We start from the raw sequence: 25,947 nt of genomic DNA on the forward strand, positions 1-25,947 counted from the left end.
CGCCCAATGGAGGCGGGATGGGAGATTCATGGCTTGAAAGGAGACTCACGTGAGTACAGCAGAACATCACCCCCGCAGCCGCCGGGAAACCGCCCCAGGGCATCAAGAGCAGCAGTCCAATCAGCACCCCGATGAAACGCACGGCGGTAAGGACGGCAAGGGCAGCGGAGACGGCCACAGCGGCCAGGGCTCATCCAGAATGTATCTCAAATTCGCCCTCATACTGCTGGTCAGCCTCGCGCTGATGTGGGTATTGTCAATGTCGATGGTCCGCTCCATCGATCACTTCTATTTCAACCTGAGCAACTTCTGGATGGCATTGCTGATGGTGTCAGCGATGGCGATTGTCATGACCGCGGGCATGTGGTCCATGTTCAAGAACAGAAAAGCCAACATCGCGATGCTGGTTGGTTACGCTGTGCTGTTCGGTGCCGTTTTTGCGCTCGGCCGCACAGACGTTCGTTGGCAACGAGCGGTTTCTCAAATCCATGATTCCGCATCATTCCCGCGCGCTCCTTGTCTGTCAGGAATCAGACATCACCGATCCTGAGATCATTGAGCTGTGTGATTCCATCGTGAAATCCCAGCAAGAGGAGATCACTCAGATGCAGGCGATCCTTGACCGCTATGCCTCAGACTGAGAGCGGCCAGCTGGCAAAAGTGAACCCAGCACCATAGCACCATGGTCCCTTTTGTCGCTGAAGCCAAGGTCGTTGGCTGATGCCGGCCATCAACGGCGGCGGGCAGTCGTTTTCACGGGTGGCCGCGCTGCTCCGGGCCCGGCGTAACAGGTTATAGTCGGCCTCCGGTTCGTGCGTAGAGCTTCCCTTCGGCATTGGAAGGGGACCCCCACGCCGTCCGGGGCCGGAGTCAGTGCCCTGCCCGAGTTTGCCGCCGAGGCGTTGGCGCATGAGAGCGCTGGCGTTGTTGAGCCCGACGATCTTCACGTCCTTGCCATGGTGGTGGTCTTTCTCGGTGATGGCGTCCATGGCAGCAATTGTGGAGGCGTCCCGGAGGTGGGAGGCGTGCATGTCGATATCCACGTACACGGGGTCCAAGTCGTATTACCGAGGTCCTCGCGGCCGCGTTCGAGCGGCTCAACATCCACACCGGCGTTGACGTCCACGGGGTCATGGCCGCGGCCGATGACGTCGTCAAGCCCATCATCACGCGCATGCCCATCATGGACCGCGCCTCCATCATGCAGGGCTACGCCGGCGTCTACTCCTCCTTCCTCATCCACGCAGAACGCGCCGCCGAGCGCTACGGCGTCCCGGCCTGGCAGATCCTCGAGGAAATCGGCCGGGCCGGCTACGTCGGCGGACAGGAAGACATGATCGTCGACGTCGCAGTCCAGCTCGCCTCCTGCGCACGCGTCGCCTAACCCACCACCGCACGAACGACGGAACCCCGCCGCTGAGCATGCTCAGTGGCGGGGTTCCGTCGTTTATTGGTGCTTTCCGGCTGGCCGCGCTCCAGCCCAGTTACTTCCTTCCGCAACCCGTTTCCGCTCCGGAGAACCGCGGGATTCCGAGGTTTTGGGGCGGAGGCGGGCGGGAGCGGGGGAAGTAACCGGGCAGGAGCGGCGGCCTGGGCTTAGCTGCGCTTTAGGAACAGGCTGACGCCGTGGTCGACATCGGCGGCGGCGGTGGCCCTGCTTACTTATGCGGCGGCGGCCGGAACTTCCGCGGCGGATCCTTCGTAGTACCAGCCGGCCCATGCGGTATGGACGAGCACTGTCGAGCGGTCCTCCGGTGATGGCGATGTGGCGTGATCCGGGAGGCCGTTGAGGCTGACTACCGTCATGATGCGTCCTTCAAAAAGGGGCCCGGACCGACTTCCCCCAAGGAAGGCGGCACGGGCACTGGGGCGGTTGAGATGCATTTGGGGAGCAGGCCGACGTGGCGGTTGCTCATGACGTCCGCGGCGGTCCAGCCGTCGAGGGCGTAATCCGCCAGGCACGGGTCCGATTGCGGCTGTTTTACTCCACAGGCGGCTTTCGGCGTGTCCGGCATCACATTTGGTGCTGTTTCAACGGTAGGGCCGCCCTTGCGTGTTGGGGAATACCCATTTCGGGCCCATTGAAAGCTTTTGCGTATCAGTGCCGCGAGCTGCGCCCGGTGGACGGGCATTTCTCCACTCGGCGCCGCATTCGGGAGCCCTCCTGCAGTCACCGTTCGTCACAGATGGCCGCTATGAACCTTCCAAAGCGGCCATCTCTGGCGAATGGTTGACCGCGCGGGTGGAAGCAACGGGCCAGAGCGGCCATCTGTGACGAATCGTTGAAGTCCTACGCGGGCTGGCGGGACTTCCATTCGTCCTCGATGAGGGCGTAGACGGCTTCGGTGGCCCATTGACCCTTGTAGTGCCACTTGTCCACCTGGGTGGATTCCAGCCGCATGCCGAGGCGTTCGCACAGCGCCGCGGAGGCGGTGTTGAGGGCATCCAGCTTGGCCTCGATCCGGTGGAAACGGAGTTTCTCGAAGCCCAGCTTGAGCAGGGCCGCGGCGGCCTCCGTCGCGATGCCCTTTCCGCGGGCTGCCGGGGGGAGGCTCCATCCGATCTCGGCCTGCCCGCAGCCGGGCAGCCATTTCAGGACCACCTCACCGAGCAGCCCGGGCGAGTCCGCGGCCTCGATGGCCAGGCAGATCCAGTCACCCTCCTTTTCGAAGACGAAGTTGGCGTACTTGCCCACGGACTCCATCGACTGGGTGTGGCTCTTCGCGTCCCCGGGCAGGAACCGGGCGGTCTCGGGCAGCGAATGGTAGGCGTGGTACGCGTCCAGGTCCCCGGCCTCGAAGCGGCGCAGCACCAGCCGTTCGGTGCGGATCGGCAGCGGGAGGGGCTTGGGTTCCGTCATGCCCCCACGCTACCCATCGATTGCTCCACAAGTGCCGTTTTGGGCCGCGAAAAGGGCCGCTACGGAGCCGCCGATGACAATAAACCACTCTCGTGCGGCGCATTCGTGCGGGATCAGGTCAGGCGCTCCCCGGTGACGCGAGCCAGATGGTCCACCAGTTCGTCCTGCAGCCGGTGGTCGAAGGCGGCCCGGTGTGCTTTCTGCAGGTGCTGATGGTGCCAATAGCCGCCGCTCGTGCACGCCCCGGGGTCGTCGCTGGTGGCGAGCCATTCCTGCGTGACGTGGCCGAGCCGCAGGTCGTCGGGGGCGCCGCGGCCGCCCATCCTGGTGGGCACCCAGCCGGGATCGACGGCGTTGCTGAGGACATCCGGCCATAACCGGGCGACGGCGAACGCGAGGGCGGTGACGTAGAGCTTGCTGTCGGAGTAGGACACGCTGTGCGCCGCTCCGCCCCGGGTGATGCCGGTGAGGTCGGCGCGGCCGCCGCGGTGCATGCCGCTGCTGAGGTAGATCAGCCGGTGCGGGCGGTGGATGAGGGCGGTGAGCAGGTAGGGGGCGGCGACGTTGACCTGAAAAATATCTGCGCCGGTGAGGATGCCCGCGTTGTGGATCACGGCGTCCACGGGACCGGCCCGGTTCACCTGGTCGGCGACGTCGCGCGTTTCCCCGACGTCCGACAGGTCACCGATGACGCTGAGCGCGCCGCGGTCCAGGAGATCCTGTACCGCGGCCAGGCGGCCGGCGCTGCGTGCGTGCACGATGACACGGTGGCCGCTATCGAGCAGGGATTCTGCGGTGGCCCGTCCAAGCCCGTCGGTGGAGCCGGTGATGAAGATCCGCGCCATCAATCCTCCTTCCTGTCCCATCGGCTGCTCCGTAGACGCCGTATTGGGCCGCCAAAAGGGCCGCTACGGAGCAACCGATGAGTGGGTGACGACCGCGGCCGTGGCCTCGGCGATGGCCCGCTCCTCGTCGGTGGGGACCACGAGCACAGGGATGGCGGAGGAGGGTGCGGAGATCACGCGGGGTTCCTTGGACCGCTCCCGGTTCAGGCCGGCGTCGAGCTGCACACCGAGGGCGCCCAGCCGCTCGGCGACGAGGGTGCGGAACTGGTGCGAGTTCTCCCCGATCCCGGCGGTGAAGACGAGGGCCTTCGCCCCGCCGACGGCCACGTGGTAGCCGCCGATGTACTTCGCGAGCCGGTAGGAGGCGACCGCGAGCGCCATGGCTGCCCTGGCGTCGCCGGCTTCCGCGGACTCCACCACGGAGCGCATGTCGTTGTTGCCGGCCAGCCCCTTGAGCCCGGACTGGCGGTTGAGCATGGAATCGAGGTCCTCCGGGGACCAGCCGGCCCGGCCGAGGAACACCAGGATGGACGGGTCCAGGTCACCGGAGCGGGTGCCCATCACCAGGCCCTCCAGCGGGGTGAAGCCCATGGAGGTGTCCACGGACTTGCCGCCGCGGATCGCCGTGACCGAGGCCCCGTTGCCGAGGTGGGCGACGATGGCGTCGAACTCGTCCACCGGGATATCCAGCAGCGCTGCGGCCCGGTGCGCGACGTATTCGTGCGAGGTGCCGTGGAAGCCGTAGCGGCGGATCCCGTGGTTCGTGTAGAGCTCGTCCGGCACCGCGTAGCGCCAGGCGTGCTCCGGCAGGGTGCGGTGGAAGGCGGTGTCGAACACGGCAACCTGCGGCATGTCCGGCCACTTCTTCGCAATGGCACGGATGCCCAGGACGTTGGCCGGGTTGTGCAGGGGCGCCAGCGGATTGAGCCGCTCGATCGCGCGGGTGATCTCGTTGTCGATCAGCACCGGCTCGCCGAAGCGCTCGCCGCCGTGCACCACGCGGTGGCCCACGGCATCGAGCGTCCGGTCCCCCAGCGCGGCGTGGATCTCCGCGTCGACCTGTTCCAGTGCCTCGGCGTGGTCGCGGGGGCCCTCGAGCTGGCCGTCGCCCTCGCCGCCGCTGCCCATGCCGATCTTCTCGACCAGCCCTTCGGCGAGCACACTGCCGGCCTCGACGTCGCGGACCTGGAACTTCAGCGAGGACGACCCTGAGTTGATAACGAGCACGAGCATGGGGCCTCCTACGCCTTGGCTTCTGCGCTGACCCCGGAGGGAGCGTCGGGACTGGCATCACGCCGGAGCCTGGCGGAGCGCTCCGTGGAAACCACTATAAATTGCCGGGCGGACCCGGCGGCCAATCCGTTGCGAAAGCCGCGGCGGACGCCTAGAGTCGGCGGACCAACCGGAGCATTCACGAAGGGATTTCCATGACTGACGAAGCGATCCAGCCAGAGAGCACCGAGCCGGAGAGCACCGAGCCGGCCAGCGGGTCCGGAAAGCAGGATCCCACCGGCGTCGAGGGCACGAACCCGGCCCTGGACGACACTGGGAAGCTCAAGGCCGCCGAGACCGGGGATGCCCCCGAGGCGCCCGAGAATTTCGAGGACCTGGATCTCACGCCGGCGGGCCTGTCCGATGAGCCCGCCAAGCAGGAGGATCCCGACAGCCCGGCGGAGCCGGAAAACAGCTGACTAGGCACGGGCGGCCGCGGACGCCGGCACGGCGGCCGGCTCTGCGGCCGGCTCTGCGGCGGCCGGCACAGCGGCCGGCTCTGCTGCAGCGGGCTCCGCGGACTGGGCCTGGATGGCGGTGATGGCCACCGTGTTCACGATGTCCTCCACGGTGCAGCCGCGGGAGAGGTCGTTGACCGGCTTGCGCAGCCCCTGCAGCACCGGCCCGACGGCGACCGCGCCGGAGGACTGCTGGACCGCCTTGTAGGTGTTGTTGCCGGTGTTGAGGTCCGGGAAGATGAACACCGTCGCCTGCCCCGCCACGGTCGAGCCGGGCATCTTCGACTCGGCGATGGCGGCGTCGACGGCGGCGTCGTACTGGATGGGCCCTTCCACGGCGAGGTCCGGGCGGCGTGAGCGCACGAGCTCGGTGGCCTGGCGGACCGCGTCCACGGCCTCGCCGGCGCCCGAGCCGCCGGTGGAGTAGGACAGCATCGCCACCCGCGGCTCCACGCCGAACTGGGCCGCGGTTTCGGCCGAGGCCAGCGCGATGTCCGCGAGCTGCTCCACGTTGGGCTCCGGGTTCACGGCGCAGTCGCCGTAGACCAGCACCCGGTCCGGCATCAGCATCAGGAACACCGAGGAGACGATCTTGACGCCGTCGCGGGTCTTGACGAACTCCAGCGCCGGCCGGATGGTGTGCGCGGTGGTGTGGGCGGCGCCGGAGACCATCCCATCCACGACGCCGAGCTGGACCATCATGGTGCCGAAGTAGCTCTCGTCCTGCATGACCTCGAGGGCCTTGGCCAGGTCCACGCCCTTGTGCGCCCGCAGCTCCGCGTATTTCTCCGCGAACCCCTGGCGCAGCTCCGAGGTGGCGGGATCGATGATGTTGATGCCGGTGAGGTCGATGCCCTGGGTGGAGGCGAGCTCGCGGACGTCGGATTCGCGGCCCAGCACGGTCAGCTCGCAGACGTCGCGGCGGCGCAGGATCTCCGCGGCCCGCAGGATGCGGACATCCGTGCCCTCGGGCAGGACGATGTGGCGGCGTTCCGAGCGGGCCCGCTCGATCAGGTCGTGCAGGAAGCGCAGCGGCGTCATCCGCTCCAGCCGCGGCAGGTGCAGCCGCTCCAGCAGTTCCGCCTCGTCCACCCGGCGCGCCCACAGCCCCAGCGCCGAGGCCACCTTGCGGCGGTGCCCGGACCAGATCTCGCTGCGCACCTCGGAAACGCGTTTCGCAGTCACATAGGTGTCATCGGGGGCGGCGAAAATCGGGAACGGGGCCTGCGCCAGCAGCGAATAGATGGTGGGGTCCGGGGCCAGTCCGCCGGTGAGGATCAGGGCGGAGGGCACCGGGAACTCCGGCGAGAACGAGGAGGCCAGGCAGGCGACGAGCACGTCGGCGCGGTCACCGGGCACGATCACCAGCGCGCCGTCGTCGAGCACGTGCAGGAAGTTGGCCACACTCATGGCCGCGACCTTCACCGACCGCACGTCGCGCTCCAGGTCGGCCAGGCCCGCCACCTGGCCGATGCCCATGGCGGCGGCGACCTCGCCGGTGGTGGGCCGGGCGATCTCCTCCAGCTCCGGCAGGACGTACACGGGACGGCCGGAGGCGCCCGGGCGGACCGCGGCGGCGATGGCCTCAAGGTCCTCCGGATCGGCGCGGTTGACCATGATGGCCAGCAGCGTGCAGCGTTCGGCGACGAGTTCCTTGCGGGCGACCTCGACGGCGTCGACGGTCTCCGCGACGGTGCGGCCCTTCGCGCCGACGACGGCGACGACCGCGGCGGCGAGGTTGTTCGCCAGCCGGGCGTTGAGGTCGAACTCGACGGCGGCGTCCTGGCCGGTGAGGTCGGTGCCCTCCACGATCACCACGTCACAGTGCCGGGACATCTCGGCGAAGATCTCCACGCAGCGGGAGTCGATCTCCTCGCGCTTGCCCTCGGCGAGCAGGCTGCGGACTTCCGGGAAGGTCAGCCCGCCGCGGCAGCGGTCGTCGTCGAGGTTGAACCGGGACTTCATCAGGGCCACCATGGGGTCCGAGGCAACGTCGTGCCCGTTGACCACGGGCTTGAAGAACCCGATCCGGTCCGCATGCCGGTGCAGCGTGTCCGCCAGGCCCAGGGCAATAAGCGACTTCCCGGAGCCCGGGGTGGTCGCGCTGACGTAGATTCCTTTGGCCATGGTTCGCCCTTTGCTGTGCTGGTGCTCGGTCCCTCCATACTTTCACTTGTTGCCGCGGTTTCTCCATGCGCCGCCCGGGGGCCGCCCGCGGGACTTTGGCCCCTTACCCTTCCGGCGCCCGCCAGCCAGGGTGGGGGGACAGAGCGGAGGACCTCTTGGAAACGCTTCATGTTGAACTGCAGGACATCGGCGGTACAGCCTGGTGGGCCCGGATCCTCACCACGCTCGCGTCCCAGTCCGGCAGTGTGCAGTTCCGGTTCGTTGGCCGGGTGGCCGACGAGGTCCGCTATTCGAGTTCCACCTTCGCGTCCCCGACGCCGATCTCGCCGACGCCGCCGGAAGAACAATGGGCCCCCGGAATGACCCGCAGCCTGGAAGAGCTCGTCAGCGACATCCGGCACGACGGATGGACCCAGACAGGCAGCGGAAGCGAACCCTGGTCCCTGACTTTCGAACGGTGACCCGCAGACCCGTTACGGCACTCTGACGGACGGCGGGCCGGGATCCTGCGGCCCGAGGACGATGCGTGTCCGGACGGCGGCACTCTCCGCCCGCGCCCGTCGGGCGGTCCGAAATGTGTCTGCGGGACGGTCCCTGAGGTCGCCCGCTCTTGACAGCAGGCGCCATAATGGGATTACCTAATGAACATTCGGTAAATAAAGCTGGAGGCAATGACGCATGGCTGGATCGACGGTTTCGGGTGACATCCACCCCATCCTTAAGGACGACTACGCGTCTGAGTGGATGGGCATCGAAGTAGTGGCGCTGGACGACGGACATGCCACAATCCGCATGACGCTCCGGCAGGAAATGCTGAACGGATTCGGCATGGCCCACGGCGGAATGATCTTCGCCTTCGGCGACACAGCGTTCGCGCTGGCCTGCAACCAGACCACGCCGACTCCGGCTGACGAGGGCAACATCACCGTGGCCTCCGGCGTCGACATCAACTTCCTCAGGCCCGCCTTCCGCGGCCAGACCCTCACCGCCGTCGCCAACCGACGCGCCAGCACCGGGCGCAGCGGCCTCTACGACGTCCAGATCTACGCCGCAGATCCCGGCGCGGGCACCGCACCGGGACCGGCGTCGGCCTCCTCCACGGCCCCCGCCGCCACGGTCCCGGGCCAGCTCCCCGCCGACATCCCCCCGGGCGAACTCGTCGCCGAGTTCCGCGGCCGCAGCCGCACCATCTCCAAGAAATAGAAACAGGGAACCCCAGATGACCCAAGAAACCGTCGCCCCCACCAGTGATGCTGTCCTGGACCGCGAAGAAATGATGTCCCGCGACGAGCTCGAGGCGCTGCAGCTCGGCCGCCTCCAGCACACCTTGGCCTACGCCTACGACCGCGTACCCCTGTACAAGCGCAAGTTCGACGAGCACGGCGTCCACCCCACGGACCTCCGCGAGCTTTCCGACCTGGGCAAGTTCCCCTTCACCACCAAGGAAGACCTCCGCCTGGAGTACCCCTTCGGCATGTTCGCCGTGCCGCAGCACGAGGTGGCCCGCATCCACGCCAGCTCCGGCACCACCGGCCGCGCCACCGTCGTCGGGTACACCAAAAAGGACCTCGCCGACTGGGCCAAGCTCGTGGCCCGCTCGCTCCGCGCCTCCGGCGTCCGCCCCGGCATGAAGGTCCACAACGCCTACGGCTACGGCCTGTTCACCGGCGGCATGGGCGCCCACGCCGGCGCCGAGGCCCTGGGCTGCACCGTCATCCCGATCTCCGGCGGCCAGACCGAACGCCAGATCACGCTGATCCAGGACTTCAAGCCCGACGCCATCCTGGCCACCCCGACCTACCTGCTCACCATCGCCGACGCGATGATGAAGCAGGGCATCGACCCGGCCTCCACCTCGCTCAAGTTCGCCGTGCTCGGTGCCGAGCCGTGGACCGAGGAAATGCGCCACGAGCTTGAAGTGATGATGAACATCAAGGCCTGCGACATCTACGGGCTCTCCGAGGTCATGGGGCCCGGCGTCGCCGGCGAAGCCGTGGAAACCCAGGACGGCAGCCACATCTGGGAGGACCACTTCCGCCCCGAAATCATCGACGCCTTCGACTCCTCCGTGGTCCTGGGCGACGGCGAACCCGGCGAGCTGGTCTTCACCTCCCTCACCAAGGAAGCGCTGCCGATCATCCGGTACCGCACCAAGGACCTCACCCGCCTGCTGCCCGGCACCGCGCGCCCCGCGCACCGCCGCATGGGCCGCATCACCGGGCGCAGCGACGACATGATCATCCTGCGCGGTGTGAACCTGTTCCCCTCGCAGATCGAGGAGATCGCGCTGCGCATCCCCGAGCTGAGCCCGCACTTCCAGCTCGAGCTCACCCGCCCCGAGGGCCAGCGGATGGACCAGCTGACCGTCAGGATCGAACGCCGCGAGTCCGTCACGGTCGAGGGTGTCGCCTCCGCCGCCAAGACCCTGCAGCAGCAGATCAAGATCCAGGTCGGCTCCTCCTGCGCCGTCGACGTCGTCGATCCCGGCTCCCTGGAGCGGTCCAACGGCAAGCTCCGCCGGATCTACGACCTGCGCCCCAAAGCGTAACCACAGCAAGTCCAGCCCGCCGGCCGGCCCGCCCGGGCCGCCCCGGCGGGCTGGCTGATCTCCTGATCGTGAGAAACTAGCGACTATGCCTACAACAGCCACCAGCACCAAACGCGGCCGTCCCGGCTATGACCAGCAGTCGGTACTGGTGATCGCAGTCGACGTCTTCAACCGCCATGGCTACGACGCCACTTCCATGGGCATCCTCGCCGAAAACCTGGGCATCTCAAAGTCCGCCATTTACCACCACGTGCCGTCCAAGGGCGACCTCCTGAAGCTCGCGCTGGACCACGCCCTGGGCGGCCTTGAGGCGATCCTGGACCAGCCGCAGGCCCAGACCGGCACCGCCGAGGCCCGGCTGGAATTCGTCCTCCGCGAGACCATCTCCGTGCTGGTGGACCGGCTGCCGTTCGTCACCCTGCTGCTGCGCCTGCGCGGCAACACCGAGATCGAACGCGACGCGATGGAACGCCGGCGCACCTTCGACCACAAGGTCGCGGCCCTGATTTCCGCCGCCCGCGACGAGGGGTCACTGCGCCAGGACATCGACCCCCGCACCGTCACCCGGCTGCTCTTCGGCACGATCAACTCCATCGTCGAGTGGTACAAACCCGGCGGCTCCCTCTCCCCCGAGAAACTGGCCGACGACGTCATCACCATGGCCTTCCACGGCCTCCACGTCCCGGGCTAAGCCGGCTCCGCCCGGCTCGCCGTGGCCTCGCGCAGAATCCCATTGACCGCGCCGGGCGCCCGGGCCACGCTGGGAGGATGGCCACGAGACTATCCCAGGTGCTCTTGGGCACTTTCCCCCAGCTGCGGTACGAGCCCACTGCCAAAAGAATTCGCGCGAACCTGGGCCGGACCGCCGTCGTCGACACCCTGCAGGGCTGCCTGATTTGGGAACCGCGCCGAATCACCCCCGTCTTTGCTGTACCCGAGCAGGAAATGCTGGCCGGGCTGGCCTCCCCGGCGCTGCCCGGGGCCGCGGTTGAGGAGCACCCCTTCGCCCTTCGGCGGGGCGCGGCACCGACAACACTCGACCCCACGACGGCGTTCGGCAGGCACACCTGCGCGGGCGAGGAACTCGACGTCGTGACGGCATCGGCGACGGCGCCCCGGGCTGCCTTCCGGCCCGAGGACCCCGACCTGGCCGGGTACGTTGTGTTGGATTTCGACGCGTTCAACTGGCTCGAGGACGATGAGGAGATCATTGGCCACCCCCGGGACCCGTTCCATCGCGTGGACATCCGCGCCTCGTCCCTGGATGTGGAGATAGCGCTCGAGGGTGTGACGCTGGCCAGCACCAACGGCGCGCAGCTGCTCTACGAGACATTGCTCCCGGTGCGGTACTACATCCCGCCCTCGGACGTGCAGCTGGACCTGCTGGAGGAGAGCCCCAAGCGGACCGTCTGCCCGTACAAGGGCCAGGCCAGCTATTGGAGCTATCCGGATTCCCGGCAGGGCAGGAACATCGCGTGGAGCTACGACCGCCGGTTCCTCGACACCGCCCAGATCCACGGCCTCATCAGTTTCTTCAATGAGCGGCTCGACCTGAGGGTGGAAGGCGTGCTGCAGCCCAGGCCCGTGACTCCGTGGTCCCGCCCGAACGGCGCGGGGGCACCTTGACGGTGGCGGGTGGCGTTTTCGCCGTCCGGGCCTGGGGCACTTTGAGCGTGGCGGAACGCATTTCGCATTCCAGGCGCTGACTACCGGGTCACCCCGGCGGTCCGGGGGCACTTTCAGGGCCGCGGAAGGCGTTTCGCCGTCGGATAGCGGCGTGTCCGTGTCAATGTGCCCCCGCCCGGCCGGTGGTCCCGCCCCCCGAGCGCAAAACAGCGCCCCGGCGGGCCGGGGCGCTGTTCGTTGGGCGGGTACGAGAACGGCTGGCTAGAGCTGGTAATCCACCGGCGAGGTGATGTTCTCGTGGACGCAGAGGATGTTGTGCTCCGAGTCCATGAACCAGGCGCACTTCTCGGAATCCGTTGTACAAATGTGGTTCTCGGTCTTCAGATCCGGCAGGTCGTAGTCCTGGAACTGAACGCCCTTGGACTCCATCTCCTGGACGGTCCGCTCGATCTCGGAGACTTCAAAGCTCAAGGCCGTGTGCTCGGAATGCTTTCCGTCCTTGACTGGCATCAACTGCAGCATGGGGCCGCCTTCACTGCCATACAGTTCACTTCCGTCGTCTGCCCTGCCGCGGACCGGGAGGCCCAGGGTTTCCGCGTAGAAGCGGTGGGCACGCTCGGGATCATCGACTGGCAGGACCGTTGTGGCTTTGTTTAGAACTAGGGTCATGTCGCCACCTCCTACGAGGAAAATTTTACGCCGGTGCGGGGCGGAAAGAACCGGCCAATCTCAGCCCACAAGCGACGCTCCCGCACTTCCGGCAACCCAACGGCCGACGCCCCCTCACCTCTGGCAGCCCGACGAGCAACGCTCCCTCACGGAATGAGGGAGCGACTGCACCGGAACCGCCAGACGTGAGGGAGCGTCCGGGGGTTATTTCTCGACGAGGGTGAGGACGTCGTAGGTGGCTACGATTTCGTCGTTCTGGTTGGTCAGGACGGCGTCCCAGGCCACCTCGCCGTACTCGTCGGTCTCGCGCGGGGTGATCTTCTTGGCGGTCAGGGTGACCCGGATGGAGTCGCCTGCGGCCACCGGCGTGATGAAGCGAAGGCTTTCCAGGCCGTAGTTCGCCAGCACGGGGCCCGGTGCGGGCTCCACGAACAGTCCGGCGCCCCAGGCCAGCAGCAGGTAGCCGTGCGCCACGATGCCCGGGAAGAACGGGTTGGCCTCGGCGGCAGCCTGGTTGGTGTGGGCGTAGAAGGTGTCGCCGGTGGAGTTGGCGAACTTCGTGATCTCGTCCAGGCTCACTTCACGCAGCTCGGAGCGGATCGCGTCGCCGATGTGCAGGGTGCTCAGGTGCTTCCGGAACGGGTGCTGGCCCTCGGTCTCGACCGTGAAGTTGCGGTCGGCGCCGGTGTGCCAGACGCCCGTGACGGCGGTCAGCATGTTGGGCGAGCCCTGGATGGCGGTGCGCTGCATGTGGTGCAGGACGGAGCGGATGCCGCCGAGCTCCTCGCCGCCGCCGGCGCGGCCCGGGCCGCCGTGGACCAGGTGCGGGACCGGTGAACCGTGGCCGGTGGAGCTGCGCGCGTCCTCGCGGTTAAGCATGTGCACGCGACCGTGGTGGGCGGCGATGCCGGTGACGAGTTCGCGGGCCACGTCCGGGTCGTTGGTGCAGACCGTGGCGACGAGCGAGCCGCCGCCGCGGGCGGCGAGCCGGACGGCGTCGGCCAGGTCCGTGTAGCCGATCACCGAGGAGACCGGGCCGAAGGCTTCCAGCGAGTGGACCTCTTCGGCCTCCGGATCCGCCCAGCTCAGCAGCACCGGGGACATAAACGCACCCTCGTCGACGACGCCGACGGTGCCGTCCGCACTGGTGACCTTCGGCGAATCAAGCGTGCCGTAGGCGAGTTCGCCGCCGGCGTCGAGCATGGCCTGCACGGCTGCCCGCACGTCGGCGAGCTGCTCCCGGGAGGCGAGGGCGCCCATGTTGACGCCCTCGGCGCGCGGGTCGCCCAGGACAATGCGCTGCTGGATCCGCTCCCCCACGGCCGCGACGACATCCTGCACCAGCTCCTGCGGCACGATGGCCCGGCGGATCGAGGTGCACTTCTGGCCGGCCTTGGCAGTCATCTCGGTGACGAGGGACTTGATGAAGGCGTCGAATTCCGGGGTGCCCTTGACGGCGTCCGGGCCCAGGATCGAGGCGTTCAGCGAGTCGGTTTCCGAGGTGAAGCGGACCCCGCCCTTGACCACGTTGGCGTGGGACTTGAGCGTGTTGGCGGTGGAGGCGGAGCCGGTGAAGGCCACGACGTCGCGGTAGTCGAGGTGGTCCAGCATGGTGCGGACCGAGCCGGAAATCAGCTGCAGCGAACCCTTGGGCAGGATGCCGGATTCGATGATCGCCTTGACCACGGCGGCGGTGACGTAGCCGGTGGGGGTGGCGGGCTTGACGATCGTGGGCACGCCGGCGATGAAGGCGGGGGCCAGCTTCTCGAGCATGCCCCACACCGGGAAGTTGAAGGCGTTGATCTGCACGGCGACGCCGGGGATGCGGGTGTAGATGTGTTCGCCGGCGAAGGAACCGTCCTTGGACAGCACCTCCATGGGGCCGTCCACGATCACCTGGGAGTTGGGCAGTTCGCGCCGGCCCTTGGAGCCGAAGGTGAAGAGCACGCCGATGCCGCCGTCGATGTCGACCATGGAGTCGATCTTGGTGGCGCCGGTCTGGGCCGAGAGCGCGTAGAACTCCTCGCGGCGGCCGTTCAGGTACTGCGCCAACTCCTTGAGCTTGAGCGCGCGCTGGTGGAAGGTCAGTTTGCCGAGTTCCGCCTGGCCGGTGGTGCGTCCGTAGTCCACGACGGCGGCGAGGTCCAGTCCCTCGGTGCTCACCTTGGCGAGGAGTTCACCGGTGCTGGCGTCCAGGACGGAGGCGGCGCCGGTAGCCGAGGCGGCGTCGGGCCTCCACCAGGAATCCTTGATGAAGCTGGGAACGATCTCGACAGTGTCTACTGTGGGTTCCGGAGCAGTTGCAGTGGTGGTCATCGTTGACGGGTCCTTCCAACAGGGGCAAGATCAACACGGCCAGCATTACTGACCGTCCGTTCGGTAATATACCTACAGTACATGAATGAGCCCTGCCGCACACTAGCTGCGGCGGCACTAACCGGCCTGAGCCCCTGGATTTCCGGCCACAGAGGAGACGTTATGACGCCGGAGCCCCGGAATGCCGAGCTGTGGAAGATCACCCTCGGCGAACTCGACGAAAAAATGGGTGTGAAGATCATCGAGGAATCCGTCGAGCGGGTGGTGGCCACCATGCCGGTGGAGGGCAACCGGCAGTCGTTCGGGCTGCTGCACGGCGGCGCGTCGCTGGCGGTCGGGGAGGCGGTGGGCTCCTGGGCGGCGGTCATCCACGCCAGCACCCTGGGCAAGACCGCCGTGGGCGTGGATGTCTCCGCCACGCACCACAAGTCGGCCCGCAAGGGGCTCATCACGATCACGGCGACCCCCATCCATCTCGGTGGAACCGTCACCACCCACGAGGTGCTGATCCACAACGCGGCCGGCGAACGGCTCTGCACGCTGCGGATCACCAACCTGCTGCTGGACCGCAAGGGCTGAGCGGGCTGGGCACCGGGGGCTGAGCGGGCAAAACCGCCGGGTCGCCCATGAGTTGCGGGGGCGCCGTAAGCAAACGGCGACGGAGACATTGTCCCGCGAACTCGGCGCGAGCCCACGTCCGTTTCCGGCGAACTCGGCGCATGGCGGATCCGGATGCGGCCGGCTGCATCCAAAAGGCGGCTTCGGCCGGTAGTAACGGTGTAAGCAAATCACCGCCCGGATTCGGGCAACTCAATGAGGAGATTGAAATGCGCAAAACCGTTTATGCCGCCGGGGCCGTGTCCATGCTGGCCGCCCTCACCTTCGCCGCCCCCGCCCAGGCCGGCGGCAAGCACGACGGCGGCAGGCACCACAGCGACGACGCCACCCTGTCCGTCCTCCACGGTGTGCCTGGCCTGACCGTGGATGTGTGGGTGGACGGCAAGCTCACCCTGGACGACTTCGAGCCCGGCACCCTCACGGACCCGCTGAAGCTCGAGCACGGCAGCTACAAGATCGCCATCACGGCCGCCGACGCCACCAGTGCCGACAACCCGGTGATCGGCCCGGTCAAGGTCCACCTCAAGGAGGGCCGGAACTACACCGCCGTGGCGCACCTGGATGCCTCCGGGGAGCCCACGGCAACCCTGTTCAAGAACAGCATCTCGGCCAGCCCCGAGGGTGAGGGCAAGCTGACCGTCCGGCACGTGGCCGCGGCCCCCGCCGTCGACGTCCTTGCCGGCGACACGGCGGTCATCGAGGACCTGACGAACCCCGAGCAGGAGGTGCTGACGCTGGAAGCCGGAACGGTGTCCGCCTCGGTTGCGGCCGCCGGCACCACCGAGCCCCTGATCGGCCCGGCAGATGTTCCGGTCACGGAGGGCAAGAACACGATTGTGTACGCCTGGGGCAGCCTGGACGACGGCACCCTCGGCGTTGCGGTCCAGGTGGTCGACTCGGCCAAATGGCGCGGCCACGGCCATCATGACCGCTGAGCCGTAGCCCCGGAACTGAAGAGCGCACCGGCCGGCAGCACATCCCGCAGGGGATGTGCCGCCGGCCGGTCTTACACGCGTCCCACCCGCGGGTGTAGGGCCGATGGACCCGGAAGGCCCCGTGCCCGGACTGTTAGCTTGGAAGTGCTGATTCGCCCGACATCACTGGGTACAACCGGTCTCACCGGAAGGGATCCACCATGCTCTCAGACACCTCACTTCCCGTCATCAAGGCAACGCTGCCCGTCGTGGGCGAGCACATCGAGGAGATCGCCAAGCGCTTCTACAAACACATGTTCGAGGCCCGGCCGGACCTGCTGGACGGGCTGTTCAACCGGGGGAACCAGGCGGACGGCCGCCAGCAGCAGGCGCTCGCCGGATCCATTGCTGCGTTCGCCGGGCTGCTTGTGGACAACGTGGACCAGGTACCGGACCATCTCCTGTCCCGGGTCGCCCACAAGCATGTCTCGCTGGGGTTGAGCCCGGACCAGTACCAGATTGTCCATGACCACCTGATGTGGGCCATCGTGGATGTGCTCGGGGATGCGGTCACACCCGATGTCGCCGCGGCCTGGGACGAGGTCTACTGGCTGATGGCGAACATGCTCATCAACAAGGAGCGGGGGCTGTACAACGCGGTGCACCTCACCCCCGACACGATCTGGCGGACCTGGCGGGTGGCCGAGAAGATCCAGGAGACGGACGACGTCGTCAGGTTCGTCGTGGAGCGGATGGATGAACGCGAGGTCAAGCCATCGCTGCCCGGGCAGTACGTCACGCTCAAGATGCTTATGCACGACGGCGTCCACCAGCCCAGGCAGTACAGCCTCACGAAGGCCGACGACGGGAAGCACCGGCAGTTCGCGGTGAAGCGGGTGCACGGACTGGGGACGCCCGACGGCGAGATGTCCAATCTGCTGCACAACGAGGTCCAGGTGGGCGATGAGGTGGTGCTCTCAGCTCCGTTCGGCGATGTGGTGATGGAGTACACGGACCGGCCCCTGATTCTGGCCAGCGCGGGGATCGGGATCACCCCGATGGCCGGGATGCTCTCGCACCTCGTCAAGTCCGGCTCGCAGCGTCAGGTGATGATGCTGCATGCGGATGACAGCGAGTCGTCCTTCCCGCTCCGGGGGCAGGTCCGGGAGGATCTGGCCGCCCTGCCGGACGGGTCGCTGAAGACGTGGTTCCTCAATCCCGACGGGGGCGGGACAGCGTCCGACTCGGAGTTCTCCGGCTTCATGGATGTCGGGGCGGTGGATCTCCCGGACGACGCCGAGTACTACCTTTGCGGTCCCCTGCCGTTCCTGAAGTCCGTCCGGAGCGCGCTGGTGGCCAGCGGCGTGCCGGCCAAGGACATCCAGTATGAGGTGTTCGGCCCGGACCTCTGGCTGGCTGATTTCCAGTAGGGGCTTCTGGTTAGCGGGTCGCCCGGCGCCGCACGGCTCCGGTTAGTTGGTCGCCGGGCGGGGCCCCGATCAGTTGGTCGCCCGGCGCCGCACGGCGGCACCGCCGAGCAGGACGCCCCCGAGCAGCACCGCGCCGCCGGCAAGCCCCGCCAACGGCAGGAGCGACCCGGCACCGGTGTCCGGCAGCTGGCCGGATCCGGCCGACAGCACGACGGGCTGGGCGGCCGGGATTCCGGGCGCTGCCGGCGCGGCGGGCTCAACCGGCGCGGCGGGCTCTGCCGGGGCAACGGCCGGGGCGTCAACGGTAAAGGTCAGGAGCAGCGGGTCCGAGGCAACGCCGTCGACCGATTGGGTGGCGGAAAGCGTGTGCTCCCCGGGAGTGAGGCCTGCCGGGAAGGGCACACTCCAGCTCCCGTCGGCACCGGCTCGCGCCGCGCCGGCGGACACCCCGTCAATCAGCACCGCAACATCGGCATTGGCGACCCCTGTTCCGGAGATCGTCCCGGGAAGTGCGTCCTGGCTGAGGTGCGAGCCGTCCACGATCGTGGTGACGGCCGGTGCCGCCGGGGCAACGGTGAAGTTCCGGGTGACGGAGGCGCTGTCCGTCTCGCCGGGGGACGTCTGCACCGCGTGGATGGACAGCCGGCCGGCCCCGGGTCCCTCGACGGGGATGGTCCAGTGGCCGTCCGGCCCGACGAATGCGGAGCCGCTGATGTCGCCCGTGAGTTTGACCGTTAGGCCGGGGGTTCCGGTGCCGTCGATGCGGCCGACGGATTTCAGCGCCGCCCCTTCGGCCGGTGTGGTGATCACCGGTGCGTCCAGGTTTGTCACGTTGACTGCCAGCGTAACCGGGCCGGAGCGGCTGAATCCGTTCGCGGTCTCTGCCTTGAATGTCAGCGGGCCGCTGGCTTCGGGGGCAGGGTAGGTCCAGTTGCCGGCCGCGTCGACCGGCGCCTCCACCGTTTGATTGCCGACGCTGATAAGCACTTTCGAGTTGGCGGCAACGGCGGAGGCCGGGGCCGCCGGGACCCGGCCCGTGATGGGTTGCCCGGCCATGAAGGTCAGGTTGTCCGGCGCCACGAGCTCGGGCTTGTTCAGGAACAGCTGGAGTTGCACGGCGGTGGGGATGTGGGTGAGGGCGTCCTCGAGGGTCGTGGCGATGGCGAAGTTCTCGCCGGATGTCTCGCCCGCCGAGTGGGTGCCCACGGCGAAGTTGCCGCTGATCCAGGGTCCGCCGGAGTCTCCCCCGCGGGACTGGACGTTCTTCGAGAGGAAACCGCGGAAGGCGCGCAGGTCCGCCGCCGCGGTGGTTCTTCCGCCCACCACGTAGATGCCGGTCTCCTCCACCTGCCCGCAGGACCAGCCCTCGGTCCGTCCGGAGCGGCACACCTCTTGGCCTTGGAATGGCGCTACCATGCCGATGATTTTCACGGCGGTGGCGCCGGGGTTTACGGCGTCGACCCAGGTAGTCGCTGCCGCTTGGAGGTCGAGGCCGCCGTTGAGTCCCTCGATGACGGCGATGTCAGTGCCCACGTTGCCCGGGGCTTCTTCCGTGCCCGTTACCCAGGAGTTGAGCGGTCCGCCGAACTGGCTGAATCCAAAGCTGCCGAGCGGTGCGAGGCTGCCGGGCAGGGGTGCCGAGCCGCCCGCTGTGGAAGAGGTCGGCGGCTCCAGCTCGGCGATCCGGGCCGCGCCGTCCTCGGCACAGTGCCCTGCCGTCAGCACGACCGGCAGTCCGGCCGTGCTGAACGCGCCAAAACCGGTGGAGCAGATGGTCCGCCGGTCAATGGCGTAGCCCTCTCCGCCGTAGACGTCCGCTTCCGTGATGACCGGGGATCCCTGCTCCAGCTGGACATTGGCGTAGCGGGCCACGAAGTCAGCCGGGGAGATCTTTGCGGGCGCCGCGGGCGCGGATGCGCTTTGCTGGTCGGCGGCGGCGGGCTGGTCTGCGACCGGCGACACGTCGGCTTCAGCCGCATTCGTCCCGCCGGTACGGATGATGAAGCGGCCCCCGGAGTAGGCCACGGCCTGCAGTCCGGCGGGCCCCACCTCGCGGATGTAGGCCTGGAATAGTTGGTCCGTGTTCGCGGCCACCAGCTCGGCCGCGGAGGGGGCACTGGTCGGAGCGTCCACAGGCGGAGCCAGCGGGTCATCCGAGGAAGCAGTGGAGGGCTCAGCTGCCGGCGCCACGAGGTCGAACACTGCCGCGGTTCCGGGCCCGTTCAGTTCATCGACCAGGGCCTGCAACCCGGCGCCGCTGCCTTCAACAACAATCCTGCCGTCCCGCAGGCTGATCCCGACATAGCCGGGGAACTCCCGCAGGGACGGAACGGCGTCGGCTGCGGTCCTGGCCAGCTGGCCGGCGGCGTTGAACTCCTCGAGCGTCATGCCCAGGTCGCGCCGGACGGCCTCGGCGAGTCCGGCGTCGCTGATTTCCGGCGCCATAGTCGGCGCCACAGACGGAGTCACGGCCGGATCCACGTCGGCCGCACCGCCAGAGGCCGCACCGCCGCCCGGCGTCGTGGGATCAGCCGGCGCTGCCGGGCTGGAGGTTGCCGGGCCGGAGGCTGCCGGGCTGGAGGGTGCCGGCGGCGAGGTTGCAGGAGCCGGTTCGGTTCCCCCCACTTCGGCCATCGCGGGAACGGCGGAGAACGATCCTGCGAGCGCGATGGCGGCAGCCGCCACCGCCCGCACTGTCAGCTGATACCTCGGAGTCTTCACCCGGTCACTCTAGCGCCCCAGTTTGGCCAGAATGGCAGTCAGCTCCCGTTCCGTTACCCCATTGTGGCGCAAGAAATCCCCGGTCTTCACGCTGCGCACAAACCCCAGCAGGCTTGCCAGCCGCGCTTGGAGCAGGGGCGCGAGCACTTCCTCGGGCAGATACCGCTCGTGCGGATGCGGAACCCCCGACACCCGGTGGTGCTCATTGATGCCGCGCATGGCTCGCTCGTAACCGGCGGCGATGGCATCCTCGCCCGCTCCGGCAAGGTCCTGCAGCATGGCCGCGATCATCCCGCTGCGGTCCCGGCCGGCGGAGCAATGGATCACGACGCCGCCGCGCGCCTCCGCCACGGCCCCGAACACCCGGGCCAGCTTCTCGGGGAAGATCCGGGCATTGTCCGGGTAGGACGCCGGGTCGTTCAGGTAGGGGACACAGAGCGCACGGAATTCGCTGTTGCCGGGGTCCTCGGTGGGGGCGTGCACGACGTCGAACGCGGCCACAGTCTCCGCGCTCACCTGGGGATCGGTGTCGCGGCGGCGGATCTCGTCCGGGTTGCGGAGATCAATCACGGTCCGGATGCCGGCGTCGTACGCCTGCTGCCAGCCGGCGTCGGTGAGCCATTCGCGGCGCCCCATCCGGAACACGCTGCCGCCGATGTGCCAGGCGTTGACCGCCCCGTCCCAGTCCACCGCTCCGGGCACGGTCATCGCCTTGGCGTGGCCGCGGGGCGCGGCAGGAATCTTCATCCTGAAATTCAAGCACACGCACCGGCACCGCTCCACGGCCAGGATGGGTCCACGGCGCGGCCGGGAAAGTTACCCACAAACGGGACTATTGGCATGGTGCGGGGTCCGGGCGCCCACGTAAGGTGACGGTGAACCCGGTAGCCGCCGGGCTCTTTTCAGCTCGTCTGCCGCCGGGACCGACACATCGTCGCGGTGCAGGCGGGCTGAACCTACGTGCTACTGAGGGGAACACAATGGGAATCTTGAAACTTCGACGCCGTCGAACGGCTTTGGCTGCCGGTCTCGCCACCCTGGCCATGGCGGCCGGTTTGGCGGCGGCCCCGGCGCAGGCCGTGGACAAGAGCGACTACATTGCGCTGGGTGACTCCTACGCCGCGGGTCAGGGCGCGGGGCCGTACCAGGATGCCTGTTACCGCAGCGAGAACACCTATTCCGAACTCGCTGCCGACGACAAGGCCATCAAGCTGGTCACCAATGCGGCTTGCAGCGGCAAGACGACCCAGGAGGTCGTGAGCACCCAGCTGCGCCAGCTCAACAGGAGCACGGAGCTCGTAACCATCACGGCCGGCGGCAACAACCTCGGGTTCGGGGATATCATCACCAACTGCGGCGCGGCCATGATCGACCCGACCGCCGCCGCAGAGTGCTACAGAGTCAGCACTGACGCGACCGCCATGATCGTCAGCGGGCAGCTGGCCGGCGAAGTGGCCTCGATGATTCAGAGCGTGAAGGCTGCCGCGCCCAACGCCAAGATCGTGGTGACCGGCTACCCCTACCTCTACGATCCGATCTCCGCGGGCCTGACCGATCCGATGTCCCTGTTCATCTACCAGGCCACTGACCTGGCGGACGGCCTCAACGGATCCATCGCCCTGGCCGCCGGGGCCACCGGAGTGCAGTACGTCGACGTCCGGGCCGCTTTCCTCGGCCACGGCATCAACACGGCCGACCCGTGGATCAATCTGGACCTTGCCAACCTGGGCAGTCCCGATAACTTCCACCCGAACGCTGAGGGCTACCAGGCGTACTTCGGATCACTGAGCTACGCCGGGGCCTATTCGGCACCCTAGCGCCGCTTAGCCAGCCGGGACTCAAGGGCGTTCCGGACCATCGGCCACTCGTGCTCCAGGATGGAGAACACCACGGTGTCCCGCAGCGAGCCGTCACTGCTGCGGGTATGGCTGCGGAGCACACCGTCCTGTTTGGCACCCAGCCGCGCGATCGCCTCGCGGGACTGGTGGTTGAGCCAGTGAGTCCGGAACTCGACGGCGGGACAGCCCAGCGTTTCGAAGGCGTGCCGCAGCAGCAGCAACTTGGAATCCGGGTTGCTGCCGCTGCCATGCACGGACGCCGCGTTCCAGGTGGAGCCGATCTCCACCCGGGGCGTGGCGGCGTCGATGTTCATGTACGTGGTCATGCCGATCACCCGGCCCGGTCCGCCGGTCGCGGGGTCGATCAGCCGCGTGGTGAAGGGCAGCATGGAGCCGCTGTCCTGCAGGGCCAGGCGCCGGTTAATCTCGGCGGCCATCTGCTCCGGGGCGGGCACACTGGTGTACCAGAGGTTCCAGAGCTCGCCGTCCCGGGCCGCCTCGACGAGGCCGTCATGGTGGTCCGGGCTCAGCGGCTCAAGGACGACGTATTTGCCGGTCAGGGTGATGGGGGCGATCGCGGGCCGGTCCAGGGAAGTCACCGCACCATCTTAGGCGGACACAAAAGCGGGCGCGCACGCCCCCTCAGGACGTCCGCACCCGCTTGTTACTGGCTGGCCGGCGGTCAGCTGGTCCAGTCGAAGAAGCCCTTGCCGGACTTGCGTCCGAGCTCGCCGCGGGCCACCTTGTCGCGCAGGATCTGCGGCGGGGCGAAGCGCTCCCCCAGCGTGGAGGCGAGGTATTCGGCAATGCCGAGGCGGACGTCCAGCCCCACGATGTCCGTGGTCCGCAGGGGTCCGGTGGGGTGCTTGTAGCCCAGGACCATGGCGTTGTCGATGTCCTCGGCGGACGCCACCCCCTCCTCGACCATGCGCATCGCTTCGAGGGCAATCGCGACCCCCAGCCGTGAGGAGGCGAAGCCGGGGGCGTCATTGACGACGACGGCGGTCTTGCCGAGCGCTTCGACCCAGCCGCGGGCCGCCTGGGCCAGCTGCTCCGAGGTGTGTTCGCCGAGGACGACCTCGATCAGGGTGGACGCCGGGACCGGGTTGAAGAAGTGCAGGCCCAGGAAGTTCTGCGGGCGCTGCAGCTCGCGGGCCAGCGCGTTGACCGAGATGGAGGAGGTGTTGGAGGCCAGGTACGCGTCGGCGGTGAGGCGTTCCTCGATTCCGCGCAGCGAGGCGACTTTCAGGTCCCAGTCCTCGGGGACGGCCTCGATCACCAGCTGGCGGTCCTTGAAGTCGTCATAGTCCACCGTCACCGAGAGCCGGGAGACCATCTCGTCCAGGTTGCCGTCGGTGGCGCCGCGCTCGATGCTCTTGGCCGCCGCCGATTCCACCCGTTCGCGGGCCGCCTCGGCTGCTTCCTCGTCGCGCTCGACGACCAGGACGTTGGCGCCGTTGATCAGGAAGGCGTGCGCGATGCCGGCTCCCATCCGGCCGCCGCCCAGGACGCCGACGGTGGCGGGCAGGTTCGCGGGGAGTACGGAGTTGCTCATGTTCAGTTCTTCTTCCGGTCTGAATCCTGCTCGGACTTTTTGGCTGACTTCTTGGCTGATTTCTTATCCAGGAACGCCTGCATGCGGTCGAATTTGGCCTGGGATTCGAAAAGGATGCCCTGGGCCAGCTCGTCAATCAGAGGGTGTGCCTCGGCGGGGGCATGGAACACCGACTTGGTGATCCGGACCGCGAGGGGATCCTGGGAGGCGATCCGGTCGGCCAGGGCATGGGCGGCCGCCATCAGCTCGGGGGCCTCATGGATCTCGGTGATGAGGTTCACGGCGAGGGCCCGCTCGGCGCGCAGCACGGTCCCGGCCAGCAGGATTTCCTTGGCGACCGGCTCCCCTACCAGCTCCTTCAGGCGCCAGCTCGCCCCGGCGGCCGCGAGGATGCCCAGCCCGGTTTCCGGGTTGCCGATCCGCACCGACGGTGTGCCGATCCGGAAGTCCGCGGCGTAGGCCAGCTCGGCGCCGCCGCCCAGGCAGAAGCCGTCCAGCGCCGCGATGACGGGCATCGGGAGCTTGGCGATCCGGACGAAAATCGTGGAGTTGATGCCCCGGAGGGCATCGTCGCGGCGGCGTTCGCGCAGCTGTCCGATGTCCGCGCCGGAGGCAAAGATGCCCTCGGTGCCGGCAATGATCAGCACCTTCGGGGTCTGCTCCAGCGCGGCGCAGACGGCATGCAACTCGTCGACCATCTGCTGGTCGATGGCGTTGCGGACCTCGGGCCGGTTCAGGAGCACCACCAGCCGGTCCTCGCGCTCCTCGACCTTCAGCGTGCTGAAATCCTGCGGGTTGAGCCCCGTCGCGGCCGCCACTAGACGCGTTCCAGCAGCATAGCGGTGCCCTGGCCCACGCCGATGCACATGGTGGCGAGGCCGATCCGGGCGTCCTCGCGCTCCATCCGGCCCAGCAGGGTGATCGCGAGACGTGAGCCCGAGGACCCCAGCGGGTGCCCCAGGGAGATCGCGCCGCCGTCGCGGTTCACAATCTCCGGGTCCAGGCCGAGCCGGCGCATGGTGGCCAGCGACTGGGTGGCGAAGGCTTCGTTAAGTTCGACGGCGCCGAGGTCACCGACGCTCAGGCCGGTACGGGCGAGTACCTTCTGGGTGGCCGGGACGGGTCCGATGCCCATGATTTCCGGCTCGCAGCCGGCGGAGGCGCCGTCGATGATCCGGGCGCGCGGGATGAGGCCGAGCCGCTCGATGGCGGCTTCGGACGCGACGATGATCGCGGAGGCGCCGTCGTTGAGCGTGGAGGAGTTGCCTGCCGTGACGACCGAGCCGCCGGCGACGACTGGGCGCAGGGCTGAGAGGACGTCCATCGTGGTGCCGGCGCGGGGGCCCTCGTCGGTGTCGACGACGGTTTCGCCCTTGCGGGTCCTGACCGTCACGGGGACGATCTCGTCGGCGAAGCGGCCCGCGGCGATGGCCGCGAGGGAGCGTTCGTGGGAGCGGACGGCGAACGCGTCGGCGTCCTCGCGGGTGATCTTGTCCACGCGGGCGACCTCCTCGGCCGTTTCCGGCATGGAGTACGTCATCTTCCCGCCGCGGGAGAGCTCGCCCTTCTGGAACAGCGGGTTCACGAAGCGCCAGCCGATGGAGGTGTCGAAGATCTGCCCCGGCTTCGCGAAGGCGGTCTGCGGCTTCTCCTGGACCCACGGGGCGCGGCTCATGGATTCGACACCGCCGGCGATCACGATGTCCGCGGCGCCGGACTTGATCATCTGGCTGGCCATGATGATGGCGCTCAGGCCCGAAGCGCAGAGCCGGTTCACGGTGATGCCGGGAATGTGCAGCGGCAGGCCGGCCAGGACGGTCGCCATCCGGGCGACGTTGCGGTTTTCCTCGCCGGCGCCGTTGGCGTTGCCCAGGATGACCTCGTCGATGCTGTCCGGATCCAGCCCGGCCCGGGCCACAGCCTCGCGGACCACCAGGGCAGCCAGATCATCGGGGCGGACCGCGGAGAGAGCCCCGCCGTAACGGCCCACCGCAGTGCGGGCACCGCCTACGAGAAATGCCTGTGGTCCTGCAACTGCTGATGCCATGGGTACACCCTTCACGCGATAAACGTCTCTGTCATCGGAAAAACTCTCATCGGCGGCGGCGTCCCCGTTCGACCCGCCGGCGCGCCAATTTACTGACCGTTCG

27 protein-coding genes are annotated in these 25,947 nt (G+C 68.1%); 13 read left to right on the plus strand and 14 right to left on the minus strand.

Going from position 1 to position 25,947, the window contains the following annotated elements:
* The first annotated feature begins 49 nt into the window (after positions 1-49).
* Both ASPU41_RS23200 and ASPU41_RS23205 read left to right on the plus strand, forming a co-directional pair.
* Positions 50-550, plus strand: a complete 501-nt coding sequence (locus ASPU41_RS23200) for a hypothetical protein (RefSeq protein ID WP_231941141.1) — start codon at positions 50-52, stop codon at positions 548-550.
* Complete coding sequence (locus ASPU41_RS23205) at positions 489-641, plus strand: DUF305 domain-containing protein (RefSeq protein WP_231941142.1); 153 nt, start codon at positions 489-491, stop codon at positions 639-641. Before ASPU41_RS23200 ends, ASPU41_RS23205 begins: the two co-directional genes overlap by 62 nt.
* On the opposite strand, the gene ASPU41_RS23955 is transcribed toward ASPU41_RS23205, so the two are convergent.
* A complete protein-coding gene (locus tag ASPU41_RS23955) occupies positions 633-989 on the minus strand; it encodes a hypothetical protein (RefSeq protein WP_442856232.1) in 357 nt (118 codons plus the stop codon). The genes ASPU41_RS23205 and ASPU41_RS23955 overlap by 9 nt on opposite strands.
* 143 nt (positions 990-1,132) lie before the next feature.
* Here ASPU41_RS23955 and ASPU41_RS02235 point away from each other — a divergent pair, with 143 nt between their 5' ends.
* Complete coding sequence (locus ASPU41_RS02235) at positions 1,133-1,384, plus strand: hypothetical protein (RefSeq protein ID WP_069949532.1); 252 nt, start codon at positions 1,133-1,135, stop codon at positions 1,382-1,384.
* 278 nt (positions 1,385-1,662) lie between these two features.
* On the opposite strand, the gene ASPU41_RS22470 is transcribed toward ASPU41_RS02235, so the two are convergent.
* The 4 genes from ASPU41_RS22470 to ASPU41_RS02250 form a co-directional block, all read right to left on the minus strand.
* Complete coding sequence (locus ASPU41_RS22470; RefSeq protein WP_157356904.1) at positions 1,663-1,806, minus strand: hypothetical protein; 144 nt, start codon at positions 1,804-1,806, stop codon at positions 1,663-1,665.
* Positions 1,807-2,290: 484 nt separating this feature from the next.
* On the minus strand, positions 2,291-2,860 hold the full coding sequence (locus ASPU41_RS02240) for a GNAT family N-acetyltransferase (RefSeq protein ID WP_069949533.1): 570 nt from the start codon (positions 2,858-2,860) through the stop codon (positions 2,291-2,293).
* A 113-nt stretch (positions 2,861-2,973) separates the two neighbouring features.
* On the minus strand, positions 2,974-3,705 hold the full coding sequence (locus ASPU41_RS02245; RefSeq protein ID WP_069949534.1) for an SDR family NAD(P)-dependent oxidoreductase: 732 nt from the start codon (positions 3,703-3,705) through the stop codon (positions 2,974-2,976).
* 63 nt (positions 3,706-3,768) lie between these two features.
* A complete protein-coding gene (locus ASPU41_RS02250; RefSeq protein WP_069949535.1) occupies positions 3,769-4,938 on the minus strand; it encodes an acetate kinase in 1,170 nt (389 codons plus the stop codon).
* Between the two features lie 194 nt (positions 4,939-5,132).
* On the opposite strand from ASPU41_RS02250, the gene ASPU41_RS02255 reads away from it, so the two are divergent.
* Complete coding sequence (locus ASPU41_RS02255) at positions 5,133-5,396, plus strand: hypothetical protein (RefSeq protein ID WP_069949536.1); 264 nt, start codon at positions 5,133-5,135, stop codon at positions 5,394-5,396.
* Here the strand turns inward: ASPU41_RS02255 and pta are convergent, their stop codons facing one another.
* Positions 5,397-7,562 (minus strand): phosphate acetyltransferase, encoded by a 2,166-nt coding sequence (gene pta / locus ASPU41_RS02260; RefSeq protein WP_069949537.1) that lies wholly within the window; start codon positions 7,560-7,562, stop codon positions 5,397-5,399.
* Positions 7,563-7,717: 155 nt separating this feature from the next.
* On the opposite strand from pta, the gene ASPU41_RS02265 reads away from it, so the two are divergent.
* From ASPU41_RS02265 to ASPU41_RS02285, 5 genes are all read left to right on the plus strand, one after another.
* A complete protein-coding gene (locus ASPU41_RS02265) occupies positions 7,718-8,023 on the plus strand; it encodes a hypothetical protein (protein ID WP_069949538.1) in 306 nt (101 codons plus the stop codon).
* Between the two features lie 217 nt (positions 8,024-8,240).
* The gene (locus ASPU41_RS02270; protein WP_069949539.1) at positions 8,241-8,765 is read left to right on the plus strand and encodes a hotdog fold thioesterase; all 525 of its coding nucleotides are present in this window, start codon (positions 8,241-8,243) and stop codon (positions 8,763-8,765) included.
* 16 nt (positions 8,766-8,781) lie between these two features.
* A complete protein-coding gene (gene paaK / locus ASPU41_RS02275; RefSeq protein WP_069949540.1) occupies positions 8,782-10,110 on the plus strand; it encodes a phenylacetate--CoA ligase PaaK in 1,329 nt (442 codons plus the stop codon).
* Positions 10,111-10,195: 85 nt separating this feature from the next.
* Positions 10,196-10,801 carry a TetR/AcrR family transcriptional regulator gene (locus ASPU41_RS02280; protein ID WP_069949541.1) on the plus strand — a complete coding sequence of 202 codons (606 nt, stop codon included), beginning with the start codon at positions 10,196-10,198 and terminating at the stop codon, positions 10,799-10,801.
* Between the two features lie 98 nt (positions 10,802-10,899).
* A complete protein-coding gene (locus ASPU41_RS02285; RefSeq protein ID WP_231941143.1) occupies positions 10,900-11,736 on the plus strand; it encodes a DUF427 domain-containing protein in 837 nt (278 codons plus the stop codon).
* 261 nt (positions 11,737-11,997) lie between these two features.
* Here ASPU41_RS02285 and ASPU41_RS02290 read toward each other — a convergent pair whose 3' ends face one another.
* The gene (locus ASPU41_RS02290) at positions 11,998-12,405 is read right to left on the minus strand and encodes a VOC family protein (RefSeq protein ID WP_069949543.1); all 408 of its coding nucleotides are present in this window, start codon (positions 12,403-12,405) and stop codon (positions 11,998-12,000) included.
* Positions 12,406-12,609: 204 nt separating this feature from the next.
* Complete coding sequence (paaZ, locus tag ASPU41_RS02295) at positions 12,610-14,721, minus strand: phenylacetic acid degradation bifunctional protein PaaZ (RefSeq protein ID WP_069949544.1); 2,112 nt, start codon at positions 14,719-14,721, stop codon at positions 12,610-12,612.
* A 162-nt stretch (positions 14,722-14,883) separates the two neighbouring features.
* Between paaZ and ASPU41_RS02300 the strand changes: the two genes are divergently transcribed.
* From ASPU41_RS02300 to ASPU41_RS02310, 3 genes are all read left to right on the plus strand, one after another.
* A complete protein-coding gene (locus ASPU41_RS02300; RefSeq protein ID WP_069949545.1) occupies positions 14,884-15,300 on the plus strand; it encodes a PaaI family thioesterase in 417 nt (138 codons plus the stop codon).
* 248 nt (positions 15,301-15,548) lie between these two features.
* Positions 15,549-16,274, plus strand: a complete 726-nt coding sequence (locus tag ASPU41_RS02305) for a DUF4397 domain-containing protein (RefSeq protein WP_069949546.1) — start codon at positions 15,549-15,551, stop codon at positions 16,272-16,274.
* 200 nt (positions 16,275-16,474) lie between these two features.
* A complete protein-coding gene (locus tag ASPU41_RS02310; RefSeq protein WP_069949547.1) occupies positions 16,475-17,683 on the plus strand; it encodes a globin domain-containing protein in 1,209 nt (402 codons plus the stop codon).
* A 69-nt stretch (positions 17,684-17,752) separates the two neighbouring features.
* Here the strand turns inward: ASPU41_RS02310 and ASPU41_RS02315 are convergent, their stop codons facing one another.
* Complete coding sequence (locus tag ASPU41_RS02315; RefSeq protein WP_069949548.1) at positions 17,753-20,404, minus strand: S1 family peptidase; 2,652 nt, start codon at positions 20,402-20,404, stop codon at positions 17,753-17,755.
* Between the two features lie 9 nt (positions 20,405-20,413).
* The gene (locus tag ASPU41_RS02320) at positions 20,414-21,151 is read right to left on the minus strand and encodes a tyrosine-protein phosphatase (protein WP_231941144.1); all 738 of its coding nucleotides are present in this window, start codon (positions 21,149-21,151) and stop codon (positions 20,414-20,416) included.
* A gap of 233 nt (positions 21,152-21,384) precedes the next feature.
* Here ASPU41_RS02320 and ASPU41_RS02325 point away from each other — a divergent pair, with 233 nt between their 5' ends.
* The gene (locus ASPU41_RS02325; RefSeq protein WP_083266313.1) at positions 21,385-22,221 is read left to right on the plus strand and encodes an SGNH/GDSL hydrolase family protein; all 837 of its coding nucleotides are present in this window, start codon (positions 21,385-21,387) and stop codon (positions 22,219-22,221) included.
* Here ASPU41_RS02325 and ASPU41_RS02330 read toward each other — a convergent pair.
* From ASPU41_RS02330 to ASPU41_RS02345, 4 genes are all read right to left on the minus strand, one after another.
* Positions 22,218-22,841 carry a GNAT family N-acetyltransferase gene (locus ASPU41_RS02330; protein ID WP_069949549.1) on the minus strand — a complete coding sequence of 208 codons (624 nt, stop codon included), beginning with the start codon at positions 22,839-22,841 and terminating at the stop codon, positions 22,218-22,220. The genes ASPU41_RS02325 and ASPU41_RS02330 overlap by 4 nt on opposite strands.
* A gap of 83 nt (positions 22,842-22,924) precedes the next feature.
* Complete coding sequence (locus tag ASPU41_RS02335) at positions 22,925-23,797, minus strand: 3-hydroxyacyl-CoA dehydrogenase family protein (RefSeq protein ID WP_069949550.1); 873 nt, start codon at positions 23,795-23,797, stop codon at positions 22,925-22,927.
* 2 nt (positions 23,798-23,799) lie between these two features.
* On the minus strand, positions 23,800-24,615 hold the full coding sequence (locus tag ASPU41_RS02340) for an enoyl-CoA hydratase/isomerase family protein (protein WP_069949551.1): 816 nt from the start codon (positions 24,613-24,615) through the stop codon (positions 23,800-23,802).
* Entirely contained in the window at positions 24,615-25,844 is a 1,230-nt protein-coding gene (locus ASPU41_RS02345) for a thiolase family protein (protein WP_069949552.1), read from the minus strand. The genes ASPU41_RS02340 and ASPU41_RS02345 overlap by 1 nt, the downstream gene beginning before the upstream one ends.
* Positions 25,845-25,947 lie beyond the last annotated feature (103 nt).

Origin of the sequence: Arthrobacter sp. U41 (assembly GCF_001750145.1) — a bacterium.
Taxonomy (GTDB): domain Bacteria; phylum Actinomycetota; class Actinomycetes; order Actinomycetales; family Micrococcaceae; genus Arthrobacter.